The organism is Mesobacillus campisalis, assembly GCF_000986785.1.
GTDB lineage: Bacteria > Bacillota > Bacilli > Bacillales > Cytobacillaceae > Mesobacillus_B > Mesobacillus_B campisalis.
Genome location: NZ_LAYY01000101.1, coordinates 317335 through 337378 on the forward strand (window position 1 = coordinate 317335; position 20044 = coordinate 337378).

Consider the following 20044-nt stretch of genomic DNA (forward strand, 5'->3'; position numbering starts at 1 on the left):
ATTGATCAGAGCGCCTTCATTCCAGGTGCGTCTTATGCCTGTCGCCCCTGAGCAAGCCGCTTCCGCTTTTCTTATTCCCAGCCTCGTTTGTACTGCTCTGGCGATTGTATGCTTACGCCTAGTTCTTTGGCGGCTGTACGCGGCCAGTAGGGATCACGGAGCAGTTCCCGGGCAATGAAGACCAGATCGGCACGCTCGTTCTGGAGGATCTCTTCCGCCTGGATACCGGTGGTGATCAGGCCGACCGCTCCTGTCGCAATTTCGGCTTCCTGCCGGATTCTTTCCGCTAATTTCACCTGATATCCCGGGTAAACGGGAATCCTTGCAGGCACTACTGCACCTGAGCTGACATCGATGAGGTCAACTCCCTGTGCTTTCATCCATCCAGCCATCACAGCATAATCAGCAACGTCCAGACCGCCTTCCGTGTAGTCTTTGGCAGATATCCTTACAAATAACGGGCCATCCCACACAGATTTCACCTCATCGATAATTTCCCGGAGGAACAAGTACCGCTTCTCCTGTGAGCCGCCATATTCATCTTCACGTTTATTGGTGAGCGGCGATAAAAACTGGTTAATTAAATAGCCGTGCGCGGCATGGAGTTCTATGACATCAAATCCAGCTTTCTTAGCCCTTTCTGCTGCTTTCTTAAAAGCTGTTATGGTTTCATGGATGTCTTCTTTTGTCATTTCCTTCGGCTGCTTGTATTTTTCGTTGAAAGCCAGGGGGGACGGAGCGATGATTTCTTCCGGGAGCATCGCTTTTCTTCCTGCATGGGCAATTTGAATGCCTGCTTTTGCCCCGTGGCGTTTTATGCGCCTGACAATCTCTCCGAGTCCCTCAACATGATCGTCGCTCCAGATTCCCAGATCCTGAGGGGAGATTCTTCCCTGGGGAGTAACGGCCGTGGCCTCGAGAATGACAAGTCCAGCCTGGCCGACGGCCCTGGTTTCGTAATGGGTATAATGCCAATCTGTCGCCGCCCCATCTTCCTTTTCAACGGAGTACATGCACATTGGCGCCATCACAATCCGGTTCTTCAATGTCAGTCCCCTGATTTCATAGGGAGAAAATAGTTTTCTTTCCATTTTTAAAAAACCTCCTTCAATATTTCCAAGTATATCAGGAGTTTTTAAGGATGTTTACTCAGAAAGCTTGATGGGCTGCTTGCCGCTGCCCAGTTCAGATGAGAGGGCTTCTCCCATTTTTCGGGAATGATTGGCCGCCTCCTTGATGCAGGAGATAAATGCCTCCTGGACGCCGTGTTTTTCCAAAATGGCGATGCCAGCTTCCGTGGTTCCCCCGGGGCTGGTTACCTGCAAACGAAGCTCTTCGGGCGTTTTTTCGGATGTGGCCATCATCGCCGCGGCACCAATCAGGGTCTGGACAATCAAGTCTTTGGCTAGTTTTTGTTCAAGGCCGATTTCAACCGCACTTTTTTCCATTGCTTCAACGAGATAATAGATGTATGCCGGACCGCTGCCGGACAGCCCGGTGACAGCATCAAGCTGTTCTTCCTGGACAAAGGCTGTGAAGCCCACTGTATCAAAAAGCTTTTGGGCAATCCTTTTTTGCGCCTCGGTCACCCTCTGGTTACCAGCGATGGCCGTTGCCGATCGGCTGACTGCTGCAGAGGTATTGGGCATGGCCCTTATGATGGCCAGCGGCTTTTCGGCCGCTTGTTCCATCGTTTCCAGGGATACCCCGGCCAGGACAGAAATCAAAAGGATATCATCCCTGAGAAAGGATTTAAATTCATTGATGGCACCGGCAGCATCCTTTGGCTTCATGGCCAGGATGACGGCATCCGCATCCGCAAACAGTTCATTGTAATCATAGGAACCATTTATTCCGTAGGTTTGTTCAAGCTGTTTCAGCTTCTTTTGGTTATTTCGGTTTGTTACCCAGATTTGGCTGCCTTTCAGCAAACCATTTTCAATGATGCCGGACATTAGCGCCTCTGCCATGGAACCAGCTCCGAAAAATACGAGCTTCTTCATTTCATTGTTCCTCCAATTTTATAATGTATGGAAAAAATCCATAACGACCGATAATAAAGTAAAAAGAACCTTCCATCCTTTAAAGGATGAAAGGTTTATTTTTAATAGTGATTATGCTTTAAATGGGCATTCGCTGTCAAGGTATGGGGAAAAGTTTTTTGTCTTTTCTGAAAAGTTATCCAGGGATAATGACAATCCGGGCTATTTTCGGTAAACTTGATTTTGCAAGGCCTATTAAAGTTACATAGTCTTTATGGAAATATAACGTTTTTAAGGAGAAGAACATGGCTGAATGGAAAAATGGAATTGCCAAACTGACATTGCCCACACCGTTTCCGGTAGGAGATGTCCATACTTATTTAATAAAAGGGGACAGACTTACCCTTGTCGACGCAGGGGTCAAGACAGACGAGGCATGGGAAGCATTCAGGTTCCAGCTGGCACAGCTGGGGATTTCTCCGGAAGAGATTGAGCAGGTAATTCTGACTCACCATCATCCGGACCATGTCGGGCTCCTGGATTTCCTGCCAGCTTCGCTCGAAGTTCATGCCCACCCGCTGAACGAAAGGTGGGTGAACAGGACCCCCGATTTTGCTGCAGAGCATAACCGGTTTTTTGCGGGATTGTATCGTACCTTTGGCGTCCCGGAATCCTTTTATGTGCCTTTTATGCAAAGGATGGCAAAAATGCTCCGTTTTTCGTGCAACCGCCCCTTAACTGGATATTTGCATGAAAATGACATTCCTGTTGGGCTCCATGACTGGAGAGTGCTTGAAACCCCGGGGCATGCCCAGGGCCATATTGCTCTTTGGCGTGAAAAGGATGGCGTCCTGATTGGCGGGGATGTCCTGCTCGCTCATATTTCGCCCAACCCGCTCCTTGAGCCGCCGCACCCTGGCAAATTGGAGCGCCCTATGCCGCAGCTGCAATACAACGAATCTCTAAGGAAGCTCCAGAAATATCCCGTATCCCTTGTGCATGCCGGGCATGGAGAGGACTTCGGCGATATCGTCCCCTTAATTGAAAAAAGGCTCTTACGCCAGCATGAACGTGCGATGAAAGTGAAAGCGATGCTGAAGCAAGGGGCCAAGTCTCCTTTTGAAATCTGCCAGCACCTTTTCCCGGCTGTCTATCAAAAAGAGTTAAGTTTGACGATTTCAGAAACAGTGGCACAGCTTGATTACCTGCAATCGCTCGGGGAGATTACGATAAAAGAGGATGAAGCGGTCCTGCTTTATGCCGCCAAGTGAGGTGTTCGAAGTGCGAGAAAACCGTTTGAAGGATAAAAATATTATCATTACAGGGGCTTCAGGAGGAATAGGAGCCGAAATGGCCCGCCTTTGTGCCCGGGATGGCGCTAATCTTGTCCTGCTCGCCCGCAGTATGGATAAGCTTGAAGCTTTAAAAGCGGAACTTGAAGGGAGGGGAGTGAAGGTCATTGCCAGAAGCCTTGACGTTTCCGACACGGATGCTGTCCAGAGGGTTTTCAGGGAAGTTCTGGCTGAAATCGGCCATTGCGATATTCTTGTCAATAATGCAGGTTTTGGTGTATTTCGCCATGCCCATGAGGCGGATTTCGCGGAGATTCAATCCATGTTCGATGTGAATGTGGTTGGCCTGATGGCCTGCACTTCAATGGTGCTTCCCGGCATGAGGGAGAAGCGGAGCGGCCATATTATCAATATCGCTTCCCAGGCTGGCAAAATCGCCACTCCCAAATCGAGCGTATATTCCGCAACCAAGCATGCAGTCCTGGGCTATACGAACAGCCTGCGCATGGAGGTAAGCGATTTTGGCATTTATGTCACTTCTGTCAACCCTGGCCCGATTGCAACAAATTTCTTTAATATAGCGGATGAACAAGGTACATATGTCAAAAACATCAAGCGCTTTATGCTTCAGCCTGAGTATGTTGCCAAACAGGTGGTGGACCGGATGATGACTAGGACAAGGGAAATCAATCTGCCGCGCTGGATGAGTGCGGGGAGCACCATTTACGCGCTCTTCCCGCGGGCATTTGAACTGATTGGCAAGCGCGCGTTTAACCAAAAATAATATTGGCACACAATGTGCCGTGGGGAAACAATCACAAGTGGATTGTTTCTTTTTTTTTTGCCCCAGGAAAATACAGAACTGCTGCCATAATAACCTGTTTTTATGAACTTCCTCGTAAAATTTCCATTGAAACCGAACGCATATTCGCTTAATATAATGGGTATAATGAATTACAGAACAAATGTTCCGTTACTTTTCCAGTGTAAAGTTATGGAAATTAAATCCGGAAGGAGGATACGAAATGATCGATTACAGCGACATGCAGCAAAATCAGATTCTATGTGTAGACATGAAGAGTTTCTACGCCAGCTGCTCTGCGGTGATGATGGGGCTTGATCCCCTGGATTGTTATCTTGCCGTGGTCGGCAACTCGGATCGTTCTGGCAGCGTTGTGCTGGCAGCGTCTCCCCGTATGAAAAAGGAATTTGGCATTAAAACCGGATCAAGGATGTTTGAAATTCCCAAGGATCCCCGCATTACGATTGTCGACCCGCAAATGTCCACTTATTTAAGGATCTCCACTGAAATCTCCCGGGTATTCAACCGTTATGCCCCCAAGGAAGCTATCCATACCTATAGTGTCGACGAGAGTTTTATTAAGGTGGATGGCACTTCGAAGCTTTTCGGCGGTGCCTGGACCGTTGCTGAAAAAATCCGGAGTGACATTGAACGTGAATTTCAGCTTCCGTGCGCGATAGGCATCGGTCCGAATATGCTGATGTCCAAACTCTGTCTCGACCTTGAGGCGAAAAAGCACGGAATTGCACAGTGGACTTATGAGGATGTAGAGAAAAAGCTCTGGAAGGTCTCCCCGCTAAGGGAAATGTGGGGAATTGGCCGGCGCGTCGAAAAAACGCTGAACAGCATGGGAATCTTTACGGTAGGCCAGCTCGCCCGCTATGATTTGGAAAAGCTTGAGAAGAAGTTTGGAATCATGGGCAACCAGCTGTACCATCATGCCTGGGGAATTGACTTTTCGGAAATTGGCGCCCCGATTCTTGAAGGGCAGATCAGTTTTGGAAAAAGCCAAATCCTTCTTCGCGATTATAAGGAAGAAAACGAGATTAAGCATGTCATCCTGGAAATATGCGAGGAAGTGGCACGCAGGGCGAGGACCCATAAAAAGGCAGGCCGGACCATCAGTTTTGGCCTTGGCTACAGCCAGGATGAATTCGGCGGCGGGTTTCATCGCTCCAGGACAATTGACCGGCCGACGAACGTGACGATGGAGCTTTACCGAGTCTGCCTTGAATTGTTTTCGGAAAACTATGCCGGAAAGACGGTGCGCAGCATCTCCATTTCACTGGGGAACCTGATTCAGGACAGCCAGTTTCAACTTGACCTTTTTGATAAGGATGGCTGGAGAAAGCATGAAATCGGCTACACGATGGATCGGATCCGCTCCCGTTTCGGTTCAGCCTCCCTGCTCCGGGCTGTTTCCTATACGCCAGCAGGAACAGCAAGGCACAGGGCAAAACTGGTCGGCGGCCATAAAGGCTAAAACAGAGAGAAGGGAGAGGACGTAAAATGATTCGTGACCGCGGAAGAATAAAATGGACGTCAATGATGCTGCCTGAACATGTCAAAATGCTGAAGGATTGGGCATCGGAAGACGAAGATGAACAAGAGAAGGAACTGGATGAACAGCAGCTTGAACAAATGAATGAAACGATTCTTGAAGCAATGGAGTTTAATCGGCCTTTGGCGATAACATACTATCGGCAGCGGAAATATGAACTGGTCGTTGGTACGATTCACTATTGGGATCAAATCACAGGCAAGATGCATGTCGTTGACGCCTTTGGGGAAGTTCACCGCATCGGACTCTCAGCCATTGCCGATGTCAGGGTGGCAGAAGGCCAGGAAGATCCTCGGTAAAAGAAAAAAGCAATGGCGTCATGGCCATTGCTTAAGCCTGTTCGGAGTCCTTGACCGGGGCGCGGACCGCCGATTCAAACTTTCCTTTGTGCGTTCCATCGCAAAAAGGCTTATTGTTGCTCAGCCCACAGCGGCAAAGCGAGAAAACCGGCTTTGTTTCAAAAACATTTCCCTCGCCATCAAGCAGCTCGATATCTCCCGTAATCCTCAGTGATCCGTTATCATTGACCTTGATTTGCACTTTCGCCACAAAAAACACACCCTTCCCAAACAAATTGCATACCTCAATGCTAAAAGGGAATGTCAAAAAATGCAAGCATAAATAGTCTGACTAATTGAAAAACTGCCTGCGCAATGATGATCAGTCCGCTGTTCCTGATTCCGGGATTCCGTAATGGCCGAGGAATTCATCGAGAGCTTTTGTGTATTCCTCCCGGTTTTCTGCCAGGGACCTTGCATGGGCGCCGTTCTCGGCAAGAAATAGCTGCTTCGGCCCCAATTTCCGCTCATAAAGCTCGTGTGTCATTCCGGGCAGTATATAATCGTCTTTCCGGCTGTGAATAAACAGAACAGGCTTTTGGATGTTCTCAACCGCTGTAAGGGGTGAGACGTCCTTCAGGGGGTAACGGTCACGAACTTTTAAAAAGAGCTGTGCAACTGGAACCATGACCTGTGGCGGCAATTTTGTGTCCTCCCTGACAACATGGGCCAGCTGTTTTGCAAAATCAGAGTAGGGGCAGTCGGCAACATAAAAGTCAGCTCCATCTTCAATCAGCCCCGCATATTGCAGCATAGTGGCCGCACCCATGGATTCACCGTGAATGCCTAAAAAAAGGTCATCCCCCTTTTGCTTCCTGAGCCAGTCGATGACAGCCTTCAAATCGAATTTCTCATAATACCCGTAGCTTGTAGTCTTCCCGCCCGACTCGCCATGCCGGCGCTGGTCATAAATGACGGCATTGAACCCTCTTTCAATAAAGAGGTTCATGTACTTGACAGAGGACATTTTGCTCTCCGTCACGCCATGGCAGAATACAACATAACGATTGTTGTTATAGGGTTCTACAACAATCGCTTTTAAGGAGTAGCCGAAAGGAGAGGGGATCATGACCTCTTTTTGCGGCAGAGCCTTAAAGTCCGCGAGTTTAAGGAAGCCCGCCTCCTCATCCCGCTTGATAACCTCATTTTCGGCTTTGTTTTTAATAAACATAATCCGGTTAGTGAGATAGATTCCTGCTGTGGCAGCGAGCAGCAGAAATGAGAATAAAAAACGCAGCGTCCTCCGCAAAATACAACCCCTCCGGCAGTTTCTCATATGGTGAAGCTACAGTTAATTTTACCATCACATGAGGATGCAGACACCAAAAAACCGCTCAAATCGAGCGGTTTCAGCTGGAAGAAGAGTTCATCCTTCGCTCCGGCTTTGCCGATTGGTTGGATGGATAGCTTGCTCAAGGTCCTCGGCGGCGATTTTCTGTTTCACATTGTCGGCATGCGGCTTGCCTTTCTGGCTGTAGCCTTTGTCTCGTTTTCTGCTCATTATGCTGGCTCCCTCCTCTGAATGCCTTCATTTATAAGATGGCTTTGGAATGAGTGTTCATGCATGGATTTTTTCAGGAAACTTCATGCAATAAAAAGGAATATGTTGATTTCACTCGAATTATAAGAGTGAGAACAGAAGAGGGAGGATGAACAAGCAATGCAAAATGATGCAGTGATTGTCAGTGCTGTCAGAACAGCAATCGGCAGTTTCAATGGTAGTTTGAAGAATATTTCGGCGCCCGAACTCGGTGCCGTGGTCATTAAAGGGGCGCTTGAAAAAGCTGGCCTTGGACCGGACCAGGTGGATGAAGTCATCCTCGGGAACGTCCTGCAGGCAGGATTGGGACAAAACCCGGCGAGGCAGGCGGCCCTGAAGGCAGGTTTGCCGGAGACAGTATCATCCATGACGATCAATAAAGTGTGCGGTTCCGGATTGAAGGCAGTTCATTTGGCTGTACAGGCAATTGTTGCGGGAGATGCAGAAATTGTCGTGGCAGGCGGCATGGAAAATATGAGCCAGGCGCCTTATTTGCTGAAAAATGCGCGCGATGGATTCAAGATGGGCGACCAAAAGCTTGTCGACAGCATGATTTCCGATGGGCTGTGGTGTGCCTTCAACGACTACCATATGGGAATGACGGCAGAAAACCTTTGCGCAAAGTATGAAATCGGGCGAGAGGAGCAGGACCGGTTCTCAGCATGGAGCCAGGAAAAAGCCGCAAAGGCAATCGCGGAAGGGAAATTTAAAGAGGAAATTATTCCGGTTAAGATCCCGCAGCGAAAAGGAGACCCCATCGTGTTTGATGTGGATGAGTATCCAAAAAAAGGAACGACCGCAGAAAAACTGGCGGGCCTGCGTGCAGCCTTTAAAAAGGATGGAAGCGTCACGGCAGGCAATGCGTCGGGCATCAATGACGGTGCAGCGGTGCTGGTCGTGATGAGCCGGAAAAAAGCCGAGGAACTTGGCCTGAAGCCGCTTGTTACAATCAAAGGGAATGCAAGTGCGGGTGTAGACCCAAGCATCATGGGCATCGGGCCTGTGGAAGCAGTTAAAAAGGCACTTAATAAAGCTGGCATGACGATGGAAGAAATCGAGCTGGTTGAAGCAAACGAGGCTTTCGCTGCCCAATCTCTTGCAGTAGACCGGGAGCTGAATTTCAATAAAGAGATTCTGAATGTAAATGGCGGCGCAATCGCGCTTGGGCATCCAATCGGTGCGAGCGGAGCCAGGGTTCTTGTGACCCTCATTCATGAAATGCAGCGAAGAAAAGCAAAGACTGGGCTGGCAACGCTATGCATAGGCGGAGGCCAGGGTGTCGCGACCATTGTGGAACTGGCTTAGATTAATTTGAAAGCGGTAACAGAAACGCCCTGTGCAGGGGCGTTTCTATTTTCATCGAAGATTGTTATAATTTTTCCGTTGCAGCCATATTATTGTGCTTATTAAACAGAAAAAGAGGGAACTTCATGAAAAAGAAGAAACAAGTGAAACAGCAGGCTAAAAAAGAGGATAAACCGGTCACGCTTGGCGACATGCTGAATAAGGACCTTATGTCCCAGCTGAAAGCCAAACAGCAGGAATTGAAAGAAAAGGAAGAAAAGGAGAGACAGAAGCAAAAAGAAGAGGCATTCCGCAAAAAACGGGAAGAGCAGCGCCTGCGTGAAAAGAACATGTCCTTTGAAGAGCTATTGGCCCAAAGCGAAATGGACTGGAAAAAATTCAAATGATTTAATTGTGGAATTTGCGAACATGCATGGTTAAAATGGTGCCTGACCCTCACTACAGTAAAGTATTAACGCACTAACTGGTGCCTGACCCTCACTATAGTAAAGCGTTAACGAACTAAATTGGTGCCTGCCCCCACTGGGCAGGCACTTTTGTTTTGGCAAATTTGTTCCTACCTATGCTCGCTATACTTATTCGCCCTGGTGAGCTCCTGGATAAGCCTTACCTCCTCTGAAGAAAGCGGGCTGCTGCCCGCAGCCTTGGCATTAGCCCGAACCTGGCTGACAGAGCTTGCTCCGGTTACGACCGAGGCGACAGCCGGATGGGCCAGGTTGTATTGCAAAGCCACTTCTTCAAGCGGCCTTGATGCTGCAAGTCTATCTTTCAGCTGGGGCAGAAGCGCACCCAATTCTTCATGGCTGTAGTCAAGGAAGCCTTTCCCGGAAGCCGTTTTTTCCGGAAACCGGTCGCTGAGCAGACCCTTTGCGACCGTTCCCCTTGTAACCACGCTGATGCCATGCTCGTGGAGCAGCGGCAGGGCTTCTTCCTCGGGACGCCGGTCGAGCATGCTGTATTGCATCATTACGGAAACTATCGAGGATTTCGCGATATATTCCCGAATCACATTCGGCCTGATGGAAGAAATCCCGTAATAACGGATCAAGCCCTCAGCCTTAAGCTCTTCAAAAGCTTCAATTGTTTCATCGATATTATCTTTGATTGTCCCGCCATGAAGCTGATACAGGTCGATATAGTCTGTCTGCAGCCGTTTAAGGCTTCCTTTCACTGCATCCTTGATATGTTCCTTCGAAGGATCCCAGCTCCAGCCATCTTTATTCTCGTTCCAGCGGTTTCCTGCTTTTGTGGCAATGATCACCTCGCTTCGGACCGCTTTTAAAGCTTTGCCGACAATCTGTTCATTTTCGCCAAAATCATATAAATCGGCTGTGTCAAAATAATTGACGCCTGCTTCAAGTGCAGCCCCGATAATATCGCCGGCCTTCTTTTCGTCTGTCCCAAGGGACATGCAGCCAAGGCCCAGCACGCTTACATGCAAATCAGAGTTTCCCAAAAGGCGTTTTTTCATTGTGTCCACTCCTTTTTCTCCATTCTATCGAATAGGAGCCGGGGACTACAACTAATCTGGACGGGGCAAGCTTTTGGAGACTGCCTCCGTCCAATCTTTGACCAGCACATATTCCTTGCTGTATTCCCGGAGCTTTTGCCTAATTTCCCACGCCTTTCCGGACATCGTGAATCCATTGCGGTACACATAGACTTTCATCACCATACTCCCTTCAGACAAGTATGATAAAATGTATGAGCATTGAATTTCGGATTAGAACAGGAGTGGAAAAATGAACTCGCTAGAAGAAAAAACTTTACGTACGGAAAATATCTTTAGCGGCAAGGTCATCAGCCTTCAAGTAGAGGAAGTGGAACTCCCTAACGGAAAAACATCAAAGCGGGAAATCATCAAGCATCCTGGGGCTGTTGCCGTGATCGCGGTGAATGATGAAGGTAAAATCGTGATGGTGGAGCAGTACCGGAAAGCGCTGGAGAGAACCATTGTGGAAATCCCTGCGGGCAAGCTTGAAAAAGGAGAGCAGCCCAAGGTATGTGCCGTCCGGGAACTTGAAGAGGAAACAGGATATGTGTGCGGCAAAATCGAGTGGCTGATTTCTTTCTATACCTCTCCGGGTTTTGCCGATGAACTCGTCCATTTGTATGTAGCCACAGGACTGGAGAAAAAAGAAGATGCAGCCCAAACCGATGAAGATGAGTTCGTCAACGTAGTGGAAGTAACGGTCGAAGAAGCGCTGAACCTGATAAGGGAACAGAAAATATATGATGCAAAGACTGCTTACGCCGTACAGTATTTGCAGATGAAGAAGGCACTTGAGAATAAATGAACCCATACTATGCCGATCTGCATATTCACATCGGAAGGACAAATACGGGAAGGGCCGTAAAAATTACCGGAGCAAAAACGCTGACCTTATCGAATATCATTGCTCATGCCCGCGATAAAAAAGGGCTGGATATGATAGGGATCATTGACTGCCATTCCCCTGAAGTGCTGGATGAAATGGAGGCGCTGCTTGAATCCGGGGAACTAACTGAACACCCTGATGGCGGATTGATGTATGGCGGATTAAGCATCATTCCTGGTTCCGAGCTGGAGATCAACAGTGAAGAAACGGCAGGGCCCATCCATGTTCTTTGCTTCTTTCCCAATTTGGAGACAATGCGCACGTTTTCCCGCTGGCTGGCATTGCATTTGAAGAATATCCACTTAAGCTCCCAGCGTGTGTATACGAGCGGGAGAGAGCTGCAGCGGAAAACGAAAGAGCTTGGCGGACTGTTTATCCCGGCCCATGTGTTTACCCCTTTTAAAAGCCTTTACGGCAAAGGAGTCAGGCACTCTCTTACCGAGGTTTTTCAACCGGAAATGATTGATGGAATCGAATTGGGTTTAAGTGCCGACACTCTTATGGCGGACCAGCTGGGGGAACTTCATGCTTATACGTTTTTGACCAATTCAGATGCTCATTCCCTTGGGAAAATTGCAAGGGAGTATCAGAAAATCGATATGGAGGAACCCACTTTCAGGGAACTGGCCAAGGCACTAAGGGGGGAGGATGGCAGGCGGGTGGCCGCCAATTACGGCCTCGACCCGCTGCTTGGAAAATATCACCGCACCGTCTGCGCCCATTGCCTTACGCCCATGGCAAGTGAACCAGGAAAATGCCCGGAATGCGGCCATGCCAAATTCATTAAAGGGGTGTCCGACCGGATCGCGGAACTAAAATCGGCAGGAATCGGCATTTCCCGGCCGCCCTATGTCCATCAAGTGCCTCTTGAGTTCATCCCTGGGCTGGGGCCCAAATTGCTCGAACGTCTGCTTGACCACTTTGGCACCGAGATGGATGTATTGCATTCGGTGCCAGCGCCGGCATTGAAGGAAGCTGTACCGGCGGACATCGCTGATAAAATCATAAAGGCGCGCAGCGGCGAATTGGGAGTTCATGCCGGCGGAGGCGGCAGGTACGGGAAAATCATTAAATAAGGCTTGGGCTTAAGATTTCTTTCTAGTAAAAACTCACGGGAAATTGCTAGTCATAGAAACAATCCTCCTGCATAGAATCTAATATCCAACTGTCGGGAGGAAAAGCCATGAAGAAACGAAAGTGCCAGAACATTGCAGCCGACCATTTACGCGAATATTCCTCTATTTATTTGTTTGTTGTTGTGCTATTTTTGATGGGAGTCATCTTCGGGGCAGTGATTGTCAACAGCCTTAGCTTTACCCAAAAAGAAGATTTGTTCTACTATCTATCACAATTTTTTGGACAGGCTGCCTCAGGGGAAGCCGCAGGTGCAAAGGATCTGTTCGTCCAGAGTTTCCTTCATAACAGCAAGCTGATCGGTCTGATCTGGCTTCTTGGAATATCCATTATCGGCCTGCCGGTCATTCTTGTTCTACTATTTATCAAGGGGATGACCGTGGGTTTTACTGTGGGTTTTCTGGTCAATCAAATGCAATGGAACGGATTTCTGCTGTCATTTGTATCAATCCTGCCGCAAAACCTTGTGATCATTCCGGTTTATATTATCATGGCGGCCATGAGCCTGACCTTTTCTTTAAAAATGATCCGCAATCAATTTATCAAAAGGCTGAACCAGCCGGTAATGCCGATGTTTTTCCGGTATTGCTTCTCCTTTTTGGCCGCCGTTGCGGTTGTTGCCGCAGCCGCGGGGGTAGAGGCATTCATTTCACCCGCCTTTCTGAAGGCAGTCATCCAATCGATGAACTAAATGAAATGGTTGTTATTTGATAATGATTATCTTTTCTTTTTTATAATTATTTTATTTTGAATCTCTTACCTGTTCCTGCTATAATAAAGAGTGACAGTGGCGGGGGAGTGAAACATACGAAATGGAAACCAGAATCGAGAGAATCAAAAAACAGCTGCATTCGTCCAGCTATAAACTAACGCCTCAGCGTGAAGCAACTGTTCGAGTTTTACTTGAAAATGAAGAAGACCATTTGAGTGCTGAAGATGTTTATCTTCTTGTAAAAGAAAAATCACCAGAAATAGGTCTTGCAACTGTATACCGGACACTTGAACTTTTAACTGAACTTAAAATTGTCGATAAAATCAACTTTGGAGATGGTGTATCGCGCTATGATCTCCGCCAGGAAGGCGCTGCCCATTTTCACCATCATCTTGTTTGCATCGAATGTGGAGCGGTTGATGAAATACAGGAAGATTTGCTTGAAGATGTTGAAGAAGTTGTCGAGAAAAACTGGAATTTTAAAATTAAGGACCACCGCCTGACCTTCCATGGCATTTGCTATCGTTGCCAGGATAAGGGCAAAGGCAGACAGGAAGACCCAACTCAAAAAGCTGAAGTTTAACGGACTCTTTCCCGCATGCGGGAAGGAGTTTTTTAATGGGCAAAGCAGGTGCGTAACGGGCAGTAGAACAGAGTGAACCCAATGGTGCAGCCGGAAAGGGGAGTTTCTGGCTCCTAAATCGGAGTTCATGTATATAAATGGTTCGTGTTGGCATATCTTGTACTAATAAGATATTCGGAGGAATTTATATGAAAGCCGTATCATTGGTTCTGCACGCTTTTAAAGTATTTATATTGTTTACCGGATGCACAATCCTCTTTTACTATGGTATTATGTGGGTGAATCAAGAGTATCAGAATTACCATCGGTACGATGAACCGGAAGGAGCAGCGGTCAAGGTTTCTGGCAATGCTGACTCTGCCGATTCCGGCATCCTGGACCGGCTTATCCTGTTTTACCTGAATGGGGAGTAATAGAATGATAATGGAAGATTGCCTGAAGGACTTTGTCCACTTTTTGATTGTTGAAAAGGGTCTGTCCCGAAATACGATTTTGTCTTACGAACGCGATTTAAAAAGCTACCTGAAATATTTGAAGAATGTGGAAGGATTAACAGAACTTGAGCCAGTACAGCGCATTCAGATTGTCCACTTCCTTGGACACCTAAAGGAACAGGGGAAGTCTTCAAAAACGATTGCGAGGCATGTCGCCTCGATTCGTGCATTCCACCAATTCCTGCTGCGGGAAAAAACAGTAAGCCATGACCCGACGGTCCACCTTGAAAGCCCCCAGCTTGAGAGGTCTCTTCCGAAAGTATTAAGCCTTCCCGAGGTGGAAGTGCTTTTGGAAGCACCAAAGCTCATCGATCATTATGGATACCGGGACAAGGCGATGCTTGAATTGCTCTATGCAACCGGCATCCGGGTCAGTGAGCTAATCGGACTCAATATGGGCGATGTCCACTTGACAATGGGGTTTGTCCGCTGCATTGGAAAAGGAAACAAAGAGCGAATCATCCCTGTTGGCAAAACGGCAGCAGCTGCACTTGAGGAGTACCTTGAAAAAGGCAGGCCAAAATTCGCAGCCAAACAGCATAAAGATGAAGCCCTGTTCCTGAACCTTCATGGGAAACGGCTCACAAGGCAGGGATTTTGGAAAATATTGAAGCGGCTTACCCAGGAGGCGGGTATCACGAAGGAATTGACCCCTCACACACTAAGGCATTCCTTTGCCACACATCTGCTTGAGAATGGGGCAGACTTGAGGGCCGTGCAGGAAATGCTTGGCCATGCCGACATTTCGACGACGCAAATCTATACCCATGTTACAAAAACAAGACTAAAAGACGTCTATAGCCAATTTCATCCTCGTGCCTGATAGAATAATAGAAGAGGACAAAAAATTGTCATAAAAGCTGCCTTTTATCGGCAGCTTTTCTCTTGTTATTTTATATATAGATAAGTAAAATATAGATGTCAGACTTCTGACGAATGATAGTGGTTACAAGATTAGAAATAGGGAATAAGGGTAAAATACTGGAGAGTTTTTACTGGAAACGCATTCAGTATAGGAGGAGATGTCATGTCGTATACATATAAGCGGGTGTTCCTGGTTGTAATGGACTCGGTTGGAATCGGGGAAGCGCCGGATGCGGCCAAATTTGGCGATACTGGAGCAGATACACTCGGACATATAGCAGAAGAAATGGGCGGCCTGAAGATGCCGAATATGGGCAGTCTGGGCCTGAGCAACATCCGCGAAATTAAAGGTGTGGAAAAAGCGGAAAAGCCGCTTGCATTTTATACAAAGATGAAGGAAGCCTCCAATGGGAAGGATACAATGACGGGGCATTGGGAAATTATGGGCCTTAACATTCAAACTCCCTTTCAGGTTTTTCCCGACGGATTTCCTCCTGAATTAATTTCCGAACTGGAATCCAGGACGGGCAGGAAGGTTATTGGCAACAAGCCGGCGAGCGGTACGGAGATACTGGATGAGCTGGGCGCGCAGCATATGGAAACGGGTGATTTGATTGTTTACACTTCCGCTGATTCCGTTCTTCAGATTGCTGCACATGAAGAAATTATTCCAATCGACGAGCTTTACCGGATATGCAAGATTGCCCGGGAACTGACTCTTGATGAAAAATACATGGTAGGCAGGGTCATCGCCCGCCCGTTCCTTGGGGAACCAGGCAGCTTTAAGCGAACAGCCAACCGCCATGATTACGCCCTGAAGCCTTTTGGTCGCACAGTCATGAATGAATTGAAGGATTCCGGCTATGATGTTATTTCGATTGGAAAGATTTCGGATATCTATGACGGGGAAGGAGTCACTCAATCATTGCGAACCGTTTCCAATATGGATGGGATGGATAAGCTGCTTCAGACCCTGGATATGGACTTTACCGGTCTAAGCTTTTTAAATCTGGTGGATTTCGATGCTTTATTCGGTCACCGCCGCGACCCGATTGGTTATGGGAAGGCTCTGGAGGAATATGACGTCCGCTTGGCTGAAGTGTTAGATAAGCTGGCCGATAACGATCTCCTGATCATTACAGCAGACCATGGAAACGATCCGGTCCATCCCGGAACAGATCATACCCGCGAATATGTTCCTTTGCTGGTTTATTCAAAAGGCATGGCCGAAGGAAGGGAACTGCCAGTCCGGGAGACATTCGCTGATGTTGGTGCGACTGTTGCCGATAATTTTAAAGTCGTCATGCCGGAGCATGGTAAAAGCTTTTTAAACGAATTGAAGTAGAGGTGGAAGAATGGATAAGAACAAAATCAAAAACGCAGCATCATTTTTAAAAGAGAAGTTTGGCGGGCAGCCTCAAATTGGATTGATTTTAGGTTCAGGCTTGGGTGTGCTTGCAGATGAAATTGAGGAACCCGTTAAAATTCCGTACAGCGAGATTCCGGATTTTCCGGTTTCAACTGTCGAAGGCCACGCGGGCCAGCTTGTTTTCGGAAAATTAAGCGGTGTGACCGTTGCTGCCATGCAGGGACGTTTCCACTTTTATGAGGGTTACAGCATGGAAAAGGTAACTTTTCCTGTCCGTGTAATGAAAGAGCTTGGGATTGAAACATTAATCGTTACCAATGCAGCTGGCGGAGTGAATGAGAATTTTGCGCCGGGCGACCTGATGCTTATTTCCGACCATATCAATAATATGGGAACCAATCCGCTGATTGGTCCGAATGACTCCGAGCTGGGACCGCGTTTCCCGGATTTAAGCGAAGCGTATTCCAGGGAACTGAGAAGCAAGGCCAGGGATATTGCCAAGTCCATCAGCATTGAGGTAAGAGAAGGCGTCTATGTCGGGAACCCGGGCCCGGTATACGAAACTCCTGCAGAAATCAAAATGCTTCGTACATTGGGAGGGGACGCAGTCGGAATGTCAACAGTCCCAGAGGTAATTGTGGCAAGACATTCAAGCATGAAGGTGCTGGGCATTTCGTGCATCTCGAATATGGCAGCCGGAATCCTTGATCAGCCGCTTTCCCACGATGAAGTTATTGAAACGACTGAAAAGGTCAAGTCGACTTTTCTTCGTTATGTAAAAGAGCTTGTCAAAGAAATAGGAAATGCCTGAATTCTTCCTAAAAAAACCAAGTGAGCGGTGATAAAAATGAGAATGGTTGATTTGATTGAAAAAAAACGCGATGGCCTCGAGCTGTCCACAGAAGAAATTAACTTTATTATTAAAGGATACACAGATGGATCCATCCCGGATTATCAAGTAAGCGCATTGACAATGGCCATCTTTTTCAAGGGAATGACCGAAAGGGAACGTGCGGATTTAACGATGGCAATGGTGGAATCCGGTGACCAAATCGACCTATCCAAAATTGAGGGAATTAAAGTTGACAAACATTCAACAGGTGGAGTTGGCGATACAACGACCCTTGTGCTTGGTCCGCTGGTTGCGGCCGTAGGTGTTCCTGTTGCCAAGATGTCCGGAAGAGGCCTTGGCCATACAGGCGGAACGGTAGACAAGCTAGAAGCTGTGAATGGATTCCACGTTGAGATTGGGAATGAAGAGTTTATCAGCCTCGTAAACAAAAATAAGGTTGCCGTTATTGGACAGAGCGGCAATTTAACACCTGCCGATAAAAAACTATATGCGCTCCGGGATGTAACAGCAACAGTTGACAGCATTCCGCTGATTGCCAGCTCGATCATGAGCAAGAAAATTGCCGCCGGTGCGGATGCGATTGTTCTCGATGTTAAAACCGGCGCCGGCGCGTTTATGAAAACGCTAGATGACTCCCGCGAGCTGGCGAAGGCCATGGTCAGGATTGGAAACAATGTTGGCCGAAAAACGATGGCCGTCATTTCTGATATGAGCCAGCCGCTTGGATTTGCCATCGGAAATGCCCTTGAAGTGCAGGAGGCGATTGACACCCTGAGAGGCGAAGGTCCTGAAGACCTGACAGAGCTGTGCCTGACACTTGGAAGCCATATGGTGTTCCTGGCTGGAAAGGCAGGCAGCCAAAATGAAGCAAGGGAATTGCTTGAGAAAGCAATCAAGGATGGCACTGCGCTTGAGACATTCAGGATGTTCCTCAGCTCCCAGGGCGGAGATGCGTCTGTGATTGACGATCCGCAAAAATTGCCGAAAGCGGCGCATATTATTGAACTGGAAGCCCGGGAAGATGGGTATGTATCCGAGATTGTCGCTGACGAAATCGGAACGGCAGCGATGCTGCTTGGTGCAGGACGGGCAACAAAAGAATCGGAAATCGACCTTGCTGTCGGGCTTGTCCTGAAGAAGAAGATTGGCGATAAAGTCACCAAGGGAGAATCCTTGCTGACCATCCACAGCAACTTTGAGGATGTGAGTGAAGTCAAGGAACTACTGTACAACAATATCAGGATTTCAAAAGAAAAAGTAAAGGCTCCTGTATTGATCCATGAGGAAATAACTCAATAAACAGATGACCGGCTAAAAAAGCCGGTCTTTTTTTATTTCATTAACTGTATAAAATTGGGTTTGATGGAAAAAATAGACCCTATAAAGATAGGAGGTTTATGGCCATGAAACATAAACGTTTATTCAGTCTGATCATTGTTTCGATATTTTTTGTTTCAATGTTTGCGGGTATCGCGTCAGCCAACGAGGATAGTGTACAGCTAGCTGAAGATGCCAGTTCAGCCATTTTGATTGAGCGGGATACAGGCAAGATTCTTTATGAAAAGAACAGCAATGAACAGCTTCCGCCTGCCAGCATGACAAAAATCATGACAATGGTTTTAATAATGGAAGCTTTGGACAAGGGCACGCTGAAAATGGATGAAAAAATTCGTACAAGCGAATATGCCGCCTCAATGGGTGGGTCACAAATTTTCCTTGAGCCAGGCGAAGAGATGACAGTTGAACAAATGCTCAAAGGGATTGCAATTGGTTCGGCTAACGATGCTTCCGTAGCCATGGCGGAACGCCTGGCAGGGTCGGAGGAAGAGTTCGTCAAACGGATGAATGCGAAAGTGAAAGAACTGGGACTTGAAAACACCCAATTTAAAAATGTGACCGGTCTTCCGACAAAAGACCACTACAGTACAGCTCACGACATGGCGGTTATGGCCAAAGAGCTGCTGAAATATGAAGGCATTACAAAATTTACAGGTCAGTATGAAGATTATCTTCGCGAGGATACAGACAAAAAATTCTGGCTGGTCAACACAAACCGCCTGGTCAGGTTCTATCCTGGAGTTGACGGGCTTAAGACCGGCTTTACCAATGAAGCTAAATATTGTTTGACGGCAACAGCGCAAAAGGATGGAATGCGTGTTGTGGCAGTAGTATTCGGTGCGCCGACATCCAAGTCAAGAAATGCACAGGTTTCGAAGATGCTCGATTATGCATTCAGTCAGTACCAGTCCCACCCAATGTTTAAAAAAGGCCATACCCTCGGGCAGGCACCTGTAAGCAAAGGGAGCGGGAAGAAAGTAAATGTTGTGACATCCGAAAGAATCTCGATCCTGACAAAGAAGGGGGAAAATTTCGATAATATTCAGCAGGAAATTACGCTGAAGAAAAATTTGAAAGCCCCTATCCAAAAAGGAGATCCAATCGGAACACTAAAGCTGATGCAGGATGGCAAACTGCTGGCAGAATCCAAGCTGGTCGCAAATGAAAGCGTTGAAAAGGCGAACTGGTGGCAGCTGTATAAACGTGCGTTCGGAATGTTCTCAAGGGCTGGAGACTAAAAACACTTTGTCGAAAGGGGATAGGTGGCTTCTACTTTTAGCGAATGCCCACTAGTTTTGTCCCAAGGAAGGAATCAGCATGGCGGAGGGCGAATTTGACTCCTTATACCAGATAAGGAGGCAATGGACAAGTGAGTCTTAACATTGGGATGGAAATCAGGAATGACGTCTTATGCATTCGTCTAAGCGGAGAGCTGGATCACCATGCGGCGGATTCCTTGCGCGAACAGGCAACAGAGATGCTGGAAAGTTCAGGCGTCC

The 20044-nt window shown here is 47.6% G+C and carries 24 protein-coding genes; 17 read left to right on the top strand and 7 right to left on the bottom strand.

Annotated elements, in window-relative coordinates; all coding sequences use genetic code 11:
• Positions 1-71 precede the first annotated feature (71 nt).
• Both namA and proC read right to left on the bottom strand, forming a co-directional pair.
• On the bottom strand, positions 72-1091 hold the full coding sequence (gene namA, locus WQ57_RS25485; protein WP_046526420.1) for an NADPH dehydrogenase NamA: 1020 nt from the start codon (positions 1089-1091) through the stop codon (positions 72-74).
• A 54-nt stretch (positions 1092-1145) separates the two neighbouring features.
• A complete protein-coding gene (gene proC, locus WQ57_RS25490; protein WP_046526421.1) occupies positions 1146-2003 on the bottom strand; it encodes a pyrroline-5-carboxylate reductase in 858 nt (285 codons plus the stop codon).
• 284 nt (positions 2004-2287) lie between these two features.
• Here proC and WQ57_RS25500 point away from each other — a divergent pair, with 284 nt between their 5' ends.
• From WQ57_RS25500 to WQ57_RS25515, 4 genes are all read left to right on the top strand, one after another.
• Positions 2288-3253, top strand: coding sequence for an MBL fold metallo-hydrolase (locus WQ57_RS25500; RefSeq protein ID WP_046526423.1), 966 nt, complete (start codon positions 2288-2290; stop codon positions 3251-3253).
• The gene (locus WQ57_RS25505; protein WP_046526424.1) at positions 3240-4058 is read left to right on the top strand and encodes an SDR family NAD(P)-dependent oxidoreductase; all 819 of its coding nucleotides are present in this window, start codon (positions 3240-3242) and stop codon (positions 4056-4058) included. The genes WQ57_RS25500 and WQ57_RS25505 overlap by 14 nt, the downstream gene beginning before the upstream one ends.
• A gap of 241 nt (positions 4059-4299) precedes the next feature.
• Complete coding sequence (locus tag WQ57_RS25510; protein ID WP_046526425.1) at positions 4300-5559, top strand: Y-family DNA polymerase; 1260 nt, start codon at positions 4300-4302, stop codon at positions 5557-5559.
• A 26-nt stretch (positions 5560-5585) separates the two neighbouring features.
• Positions 5586-5936: a YolD-like family protein gene (locus WQ57_RS25515; protein ID WP_046526426.1), complete on the top strand. Its 351-nt coding sequence runs from the start codon at positions 5586-5588 to the stop codon at positions 5934-5936.
• A 31-nt stretch (positions 5937-5967) separates the two neighbouring features.
• Here WQ57_RS25515 and WQ57_RS25520 read toward each other — a convergent pair whose 3' ends face one another.
• From WQ57_RS25520 to WQ57_RS27390, 3 genes are all read right to left on the bottom strand, one after another.
• The gene (locus WQ57_RS25520; protein WP_046526483.1) at positions 5968-6186 is read right to left on the bottom strand and encodes a CDGSH iron-sulfur domain-containing protein; all 219 of its coding nucleotides are present in this window, start codon (positions 6184-6186) and stop codon (positions 5968-5970) included.
• A 111-nt stretch (positions 6187-6297) separates the two neighbouring features.
• Entirely contained in the window at positions 6298-7224 is a 927-nt protein-coding gene (locus tag WQ57_RS25525; RefSeq protein WP_046526427.1) for an alpha/beta hydrolase, read from the bottom strand.
• A 117-nt stretch (positions 7225-7341) separates the two neighbouring features.
• A complete protein-coding gene (locus tag WQ57_RS27390; protein ID WP_277620317.1) occupies positions 7342-7476 on the bottom strand; it encodes a hypothetical protein in 135 nt (44 codons plus the stop codon).
• Between the two features lie 159 nt (positions 7477-7635).
• Here WQ57_RS27390 and WQ57_RS25530 point away from each other — a divergent pair, with 159 nt between their 5' ends.
• Positions 7636-8820, top strand: coding sequence for an acetyl-CoA C-acetyltransferase (locus WQ57_RS25530; RefSeq protein WP_046526428.1), 1185 nt, complete (start codon positions 7636-7638; stop codon positions 8818-8820).
• Positions 8821-8945: 125 nt separating this feature from the next.
• A complete protein-coding gene (locus WQ57_RS25535) occupies positions 8946-9206 on the top strand; it encodes a YqkE family protein (RefSeq protein ID WP_046526429.1) in 261 nt (86 codons plus the stop codon).
• A gap of 170 nt (positions 9207-9376) precedes the next feature.
• On the opposite strand, the gene WQ57_RS25540 is transcribed toward WQ57_RS25535, so the two are convergent.
• Together WQ57_RS25540 and mciZ are read right to left on the bottom strand one after the other, a co-directional pair.
• Complete coding sequence (locus WQ57_RS25540) at positions 9377-10291, bottom strand: aldo/keto reductase (RefSeq protein WP_046526430.1); 915 nt, start codon at positions 10289-10291, stop codon at positions 9377-9379.
• A 51-nt stretch (positions 10292-10342) separates the two neighbouring features.
• Entirely contained in the window at positions 10343-10489 is a 147-nt protein-coding gene (gene mciZ / locus WQ57_RS26425) for a Z-ring formation inhibitor MciZ (RefSeq protein WP_084820386.1), read from the bottom strand.
• A gap of 73 nt (positions 10490-10562) precedes the next feature.
• Here mciZ and WQ57_RS25545 point away from each other — a divergent pair, with 73 nt between their 5' ends.
• From WQ57_RS25545 to WQ57_RS27265, 11 genes are all read left to right on the top strand, one after another.
• Positions 10563-11117 (top strand): NUDIX hydrolase, encoded by a 555-nt coding sequence (locus WQ57_RS25545; RefSeq protein WP_046526431.1) that lies wholly within the window; start codon positions 10563-10565, stop codon positions 11115-11117.
• Entirely contained in the window at positions 11114-12274 is a 1161-nt protein-coding gene (locus WQ57_RS25550) for an endonuclease Q family protein (protein ID WP_046526432.1), read from the top strand. The genes WQ57_RS25545 and WQ57_RS25550 overlap by 4 nt, the downstream gene beginning before the upstream one ends.
• A 107-nt stretch (positions 12275-12381) precedes the next feature.
• Positions 12382-13023 (top strand): stage II sporulation protein M, encoded by a 642-nt coding sequence (gene spoIIM, locus WQ57_RS25555; RefSeq protein ID WP_046526433.1) that lies wholly within the window; start codon positions 12382-12384, stop codon positions 13021-13023.
• 121 nt (positions 13024-13144) lie between these two features.
• A complete protein-coding gene (fur, locus tag WQ57_RS25560) occupies positions 13145-13627 on the top strand; it encodes a ferric iron uptake transcriptional regulator (RefSeq protein ID WP_046526434.1) in 483 nt (160 codons plus the stop codon).
• A 188-nt stretch (positions 13628-13815) separates the two neighbouring features.
• Complete coding sequence (locus WQ57_RS25565) at positions 13816-14040, top strand: YqzK family protein (RefSeq protein WP_046526435.1); 225 nt, start codon at positions 13816-13818, stop codon at positions 14038-14040.
• Positions 14041-14050: 10 nt separating this feature from the next.
• Positions 14051-14944: a site-specific tyrosine recombinase XerD gene (xerD, locus tag WQ57_RS25570; protein ID WP_046526484.1), complete on the top strand. Its 894-nt coding sequence runs from the start codon at positions 14051-14053 to the stop codon at positions 14942-14944.
• Between the two features lie 204 nt (positions 14945-15148).
• A complete protein-coding gene (gene deoB / locus WQ57_RS25575; protein ID WP_046526436.1) occupies positions 15149-16330 on the top strand; it encodes a phosphopentomutase in 1182 nt (393 codons plus the stop codon).
• Between the two features lie 10 nt (positions 16331-16340).
• Positions 16341-17165 carry a purine-nucleoside phosphorylase gene (locus WQ57_RS25580; protein WP_046526437.1) on the top strand — a complete coding sequence of 275 codons (825 nt, stop codon included), beginning with the start codon at positions 16341-16343 and terminating at the stop codon, positions 17163-17165.
• Between the two features lie 36 nt (positions 17166-17201).
• The gene (locus tag WQ57_RS25585; RefSeq protein WP_046526438.1) at positions 17202-18506 is read left to right on the top strand and encodes a pyrimidine-nucleoside phosphorylase; all 1305 of its coding nucleotides are present in this window, start codon (positions 17202-17204) and stop codon (positions 18504-18506) included.
• A 104-nt stretch (positions 18507-18610) separates the two neighbouring features.
• Positions 18611-19783: a D-alanyl-D-alanine carboxypeptidase family protein gene (locus tag WQ57_RS25590; protein ID WP_046525767.1), complete on the top strand. Its 1173-nt coding sequence runs from the start codon at positions 18611-18613 to the stop codon at positions 19781-19783.
• 131 nt (positions 19784-19914) lie between these two features.
• A partial coding sequence (locus WQ57_RS27265; protein ID WP_046526439.1) for an STAS domain-containing protein occupies positions 19915-20044 on the top strand: 130 nt, incomplete at its 3' end.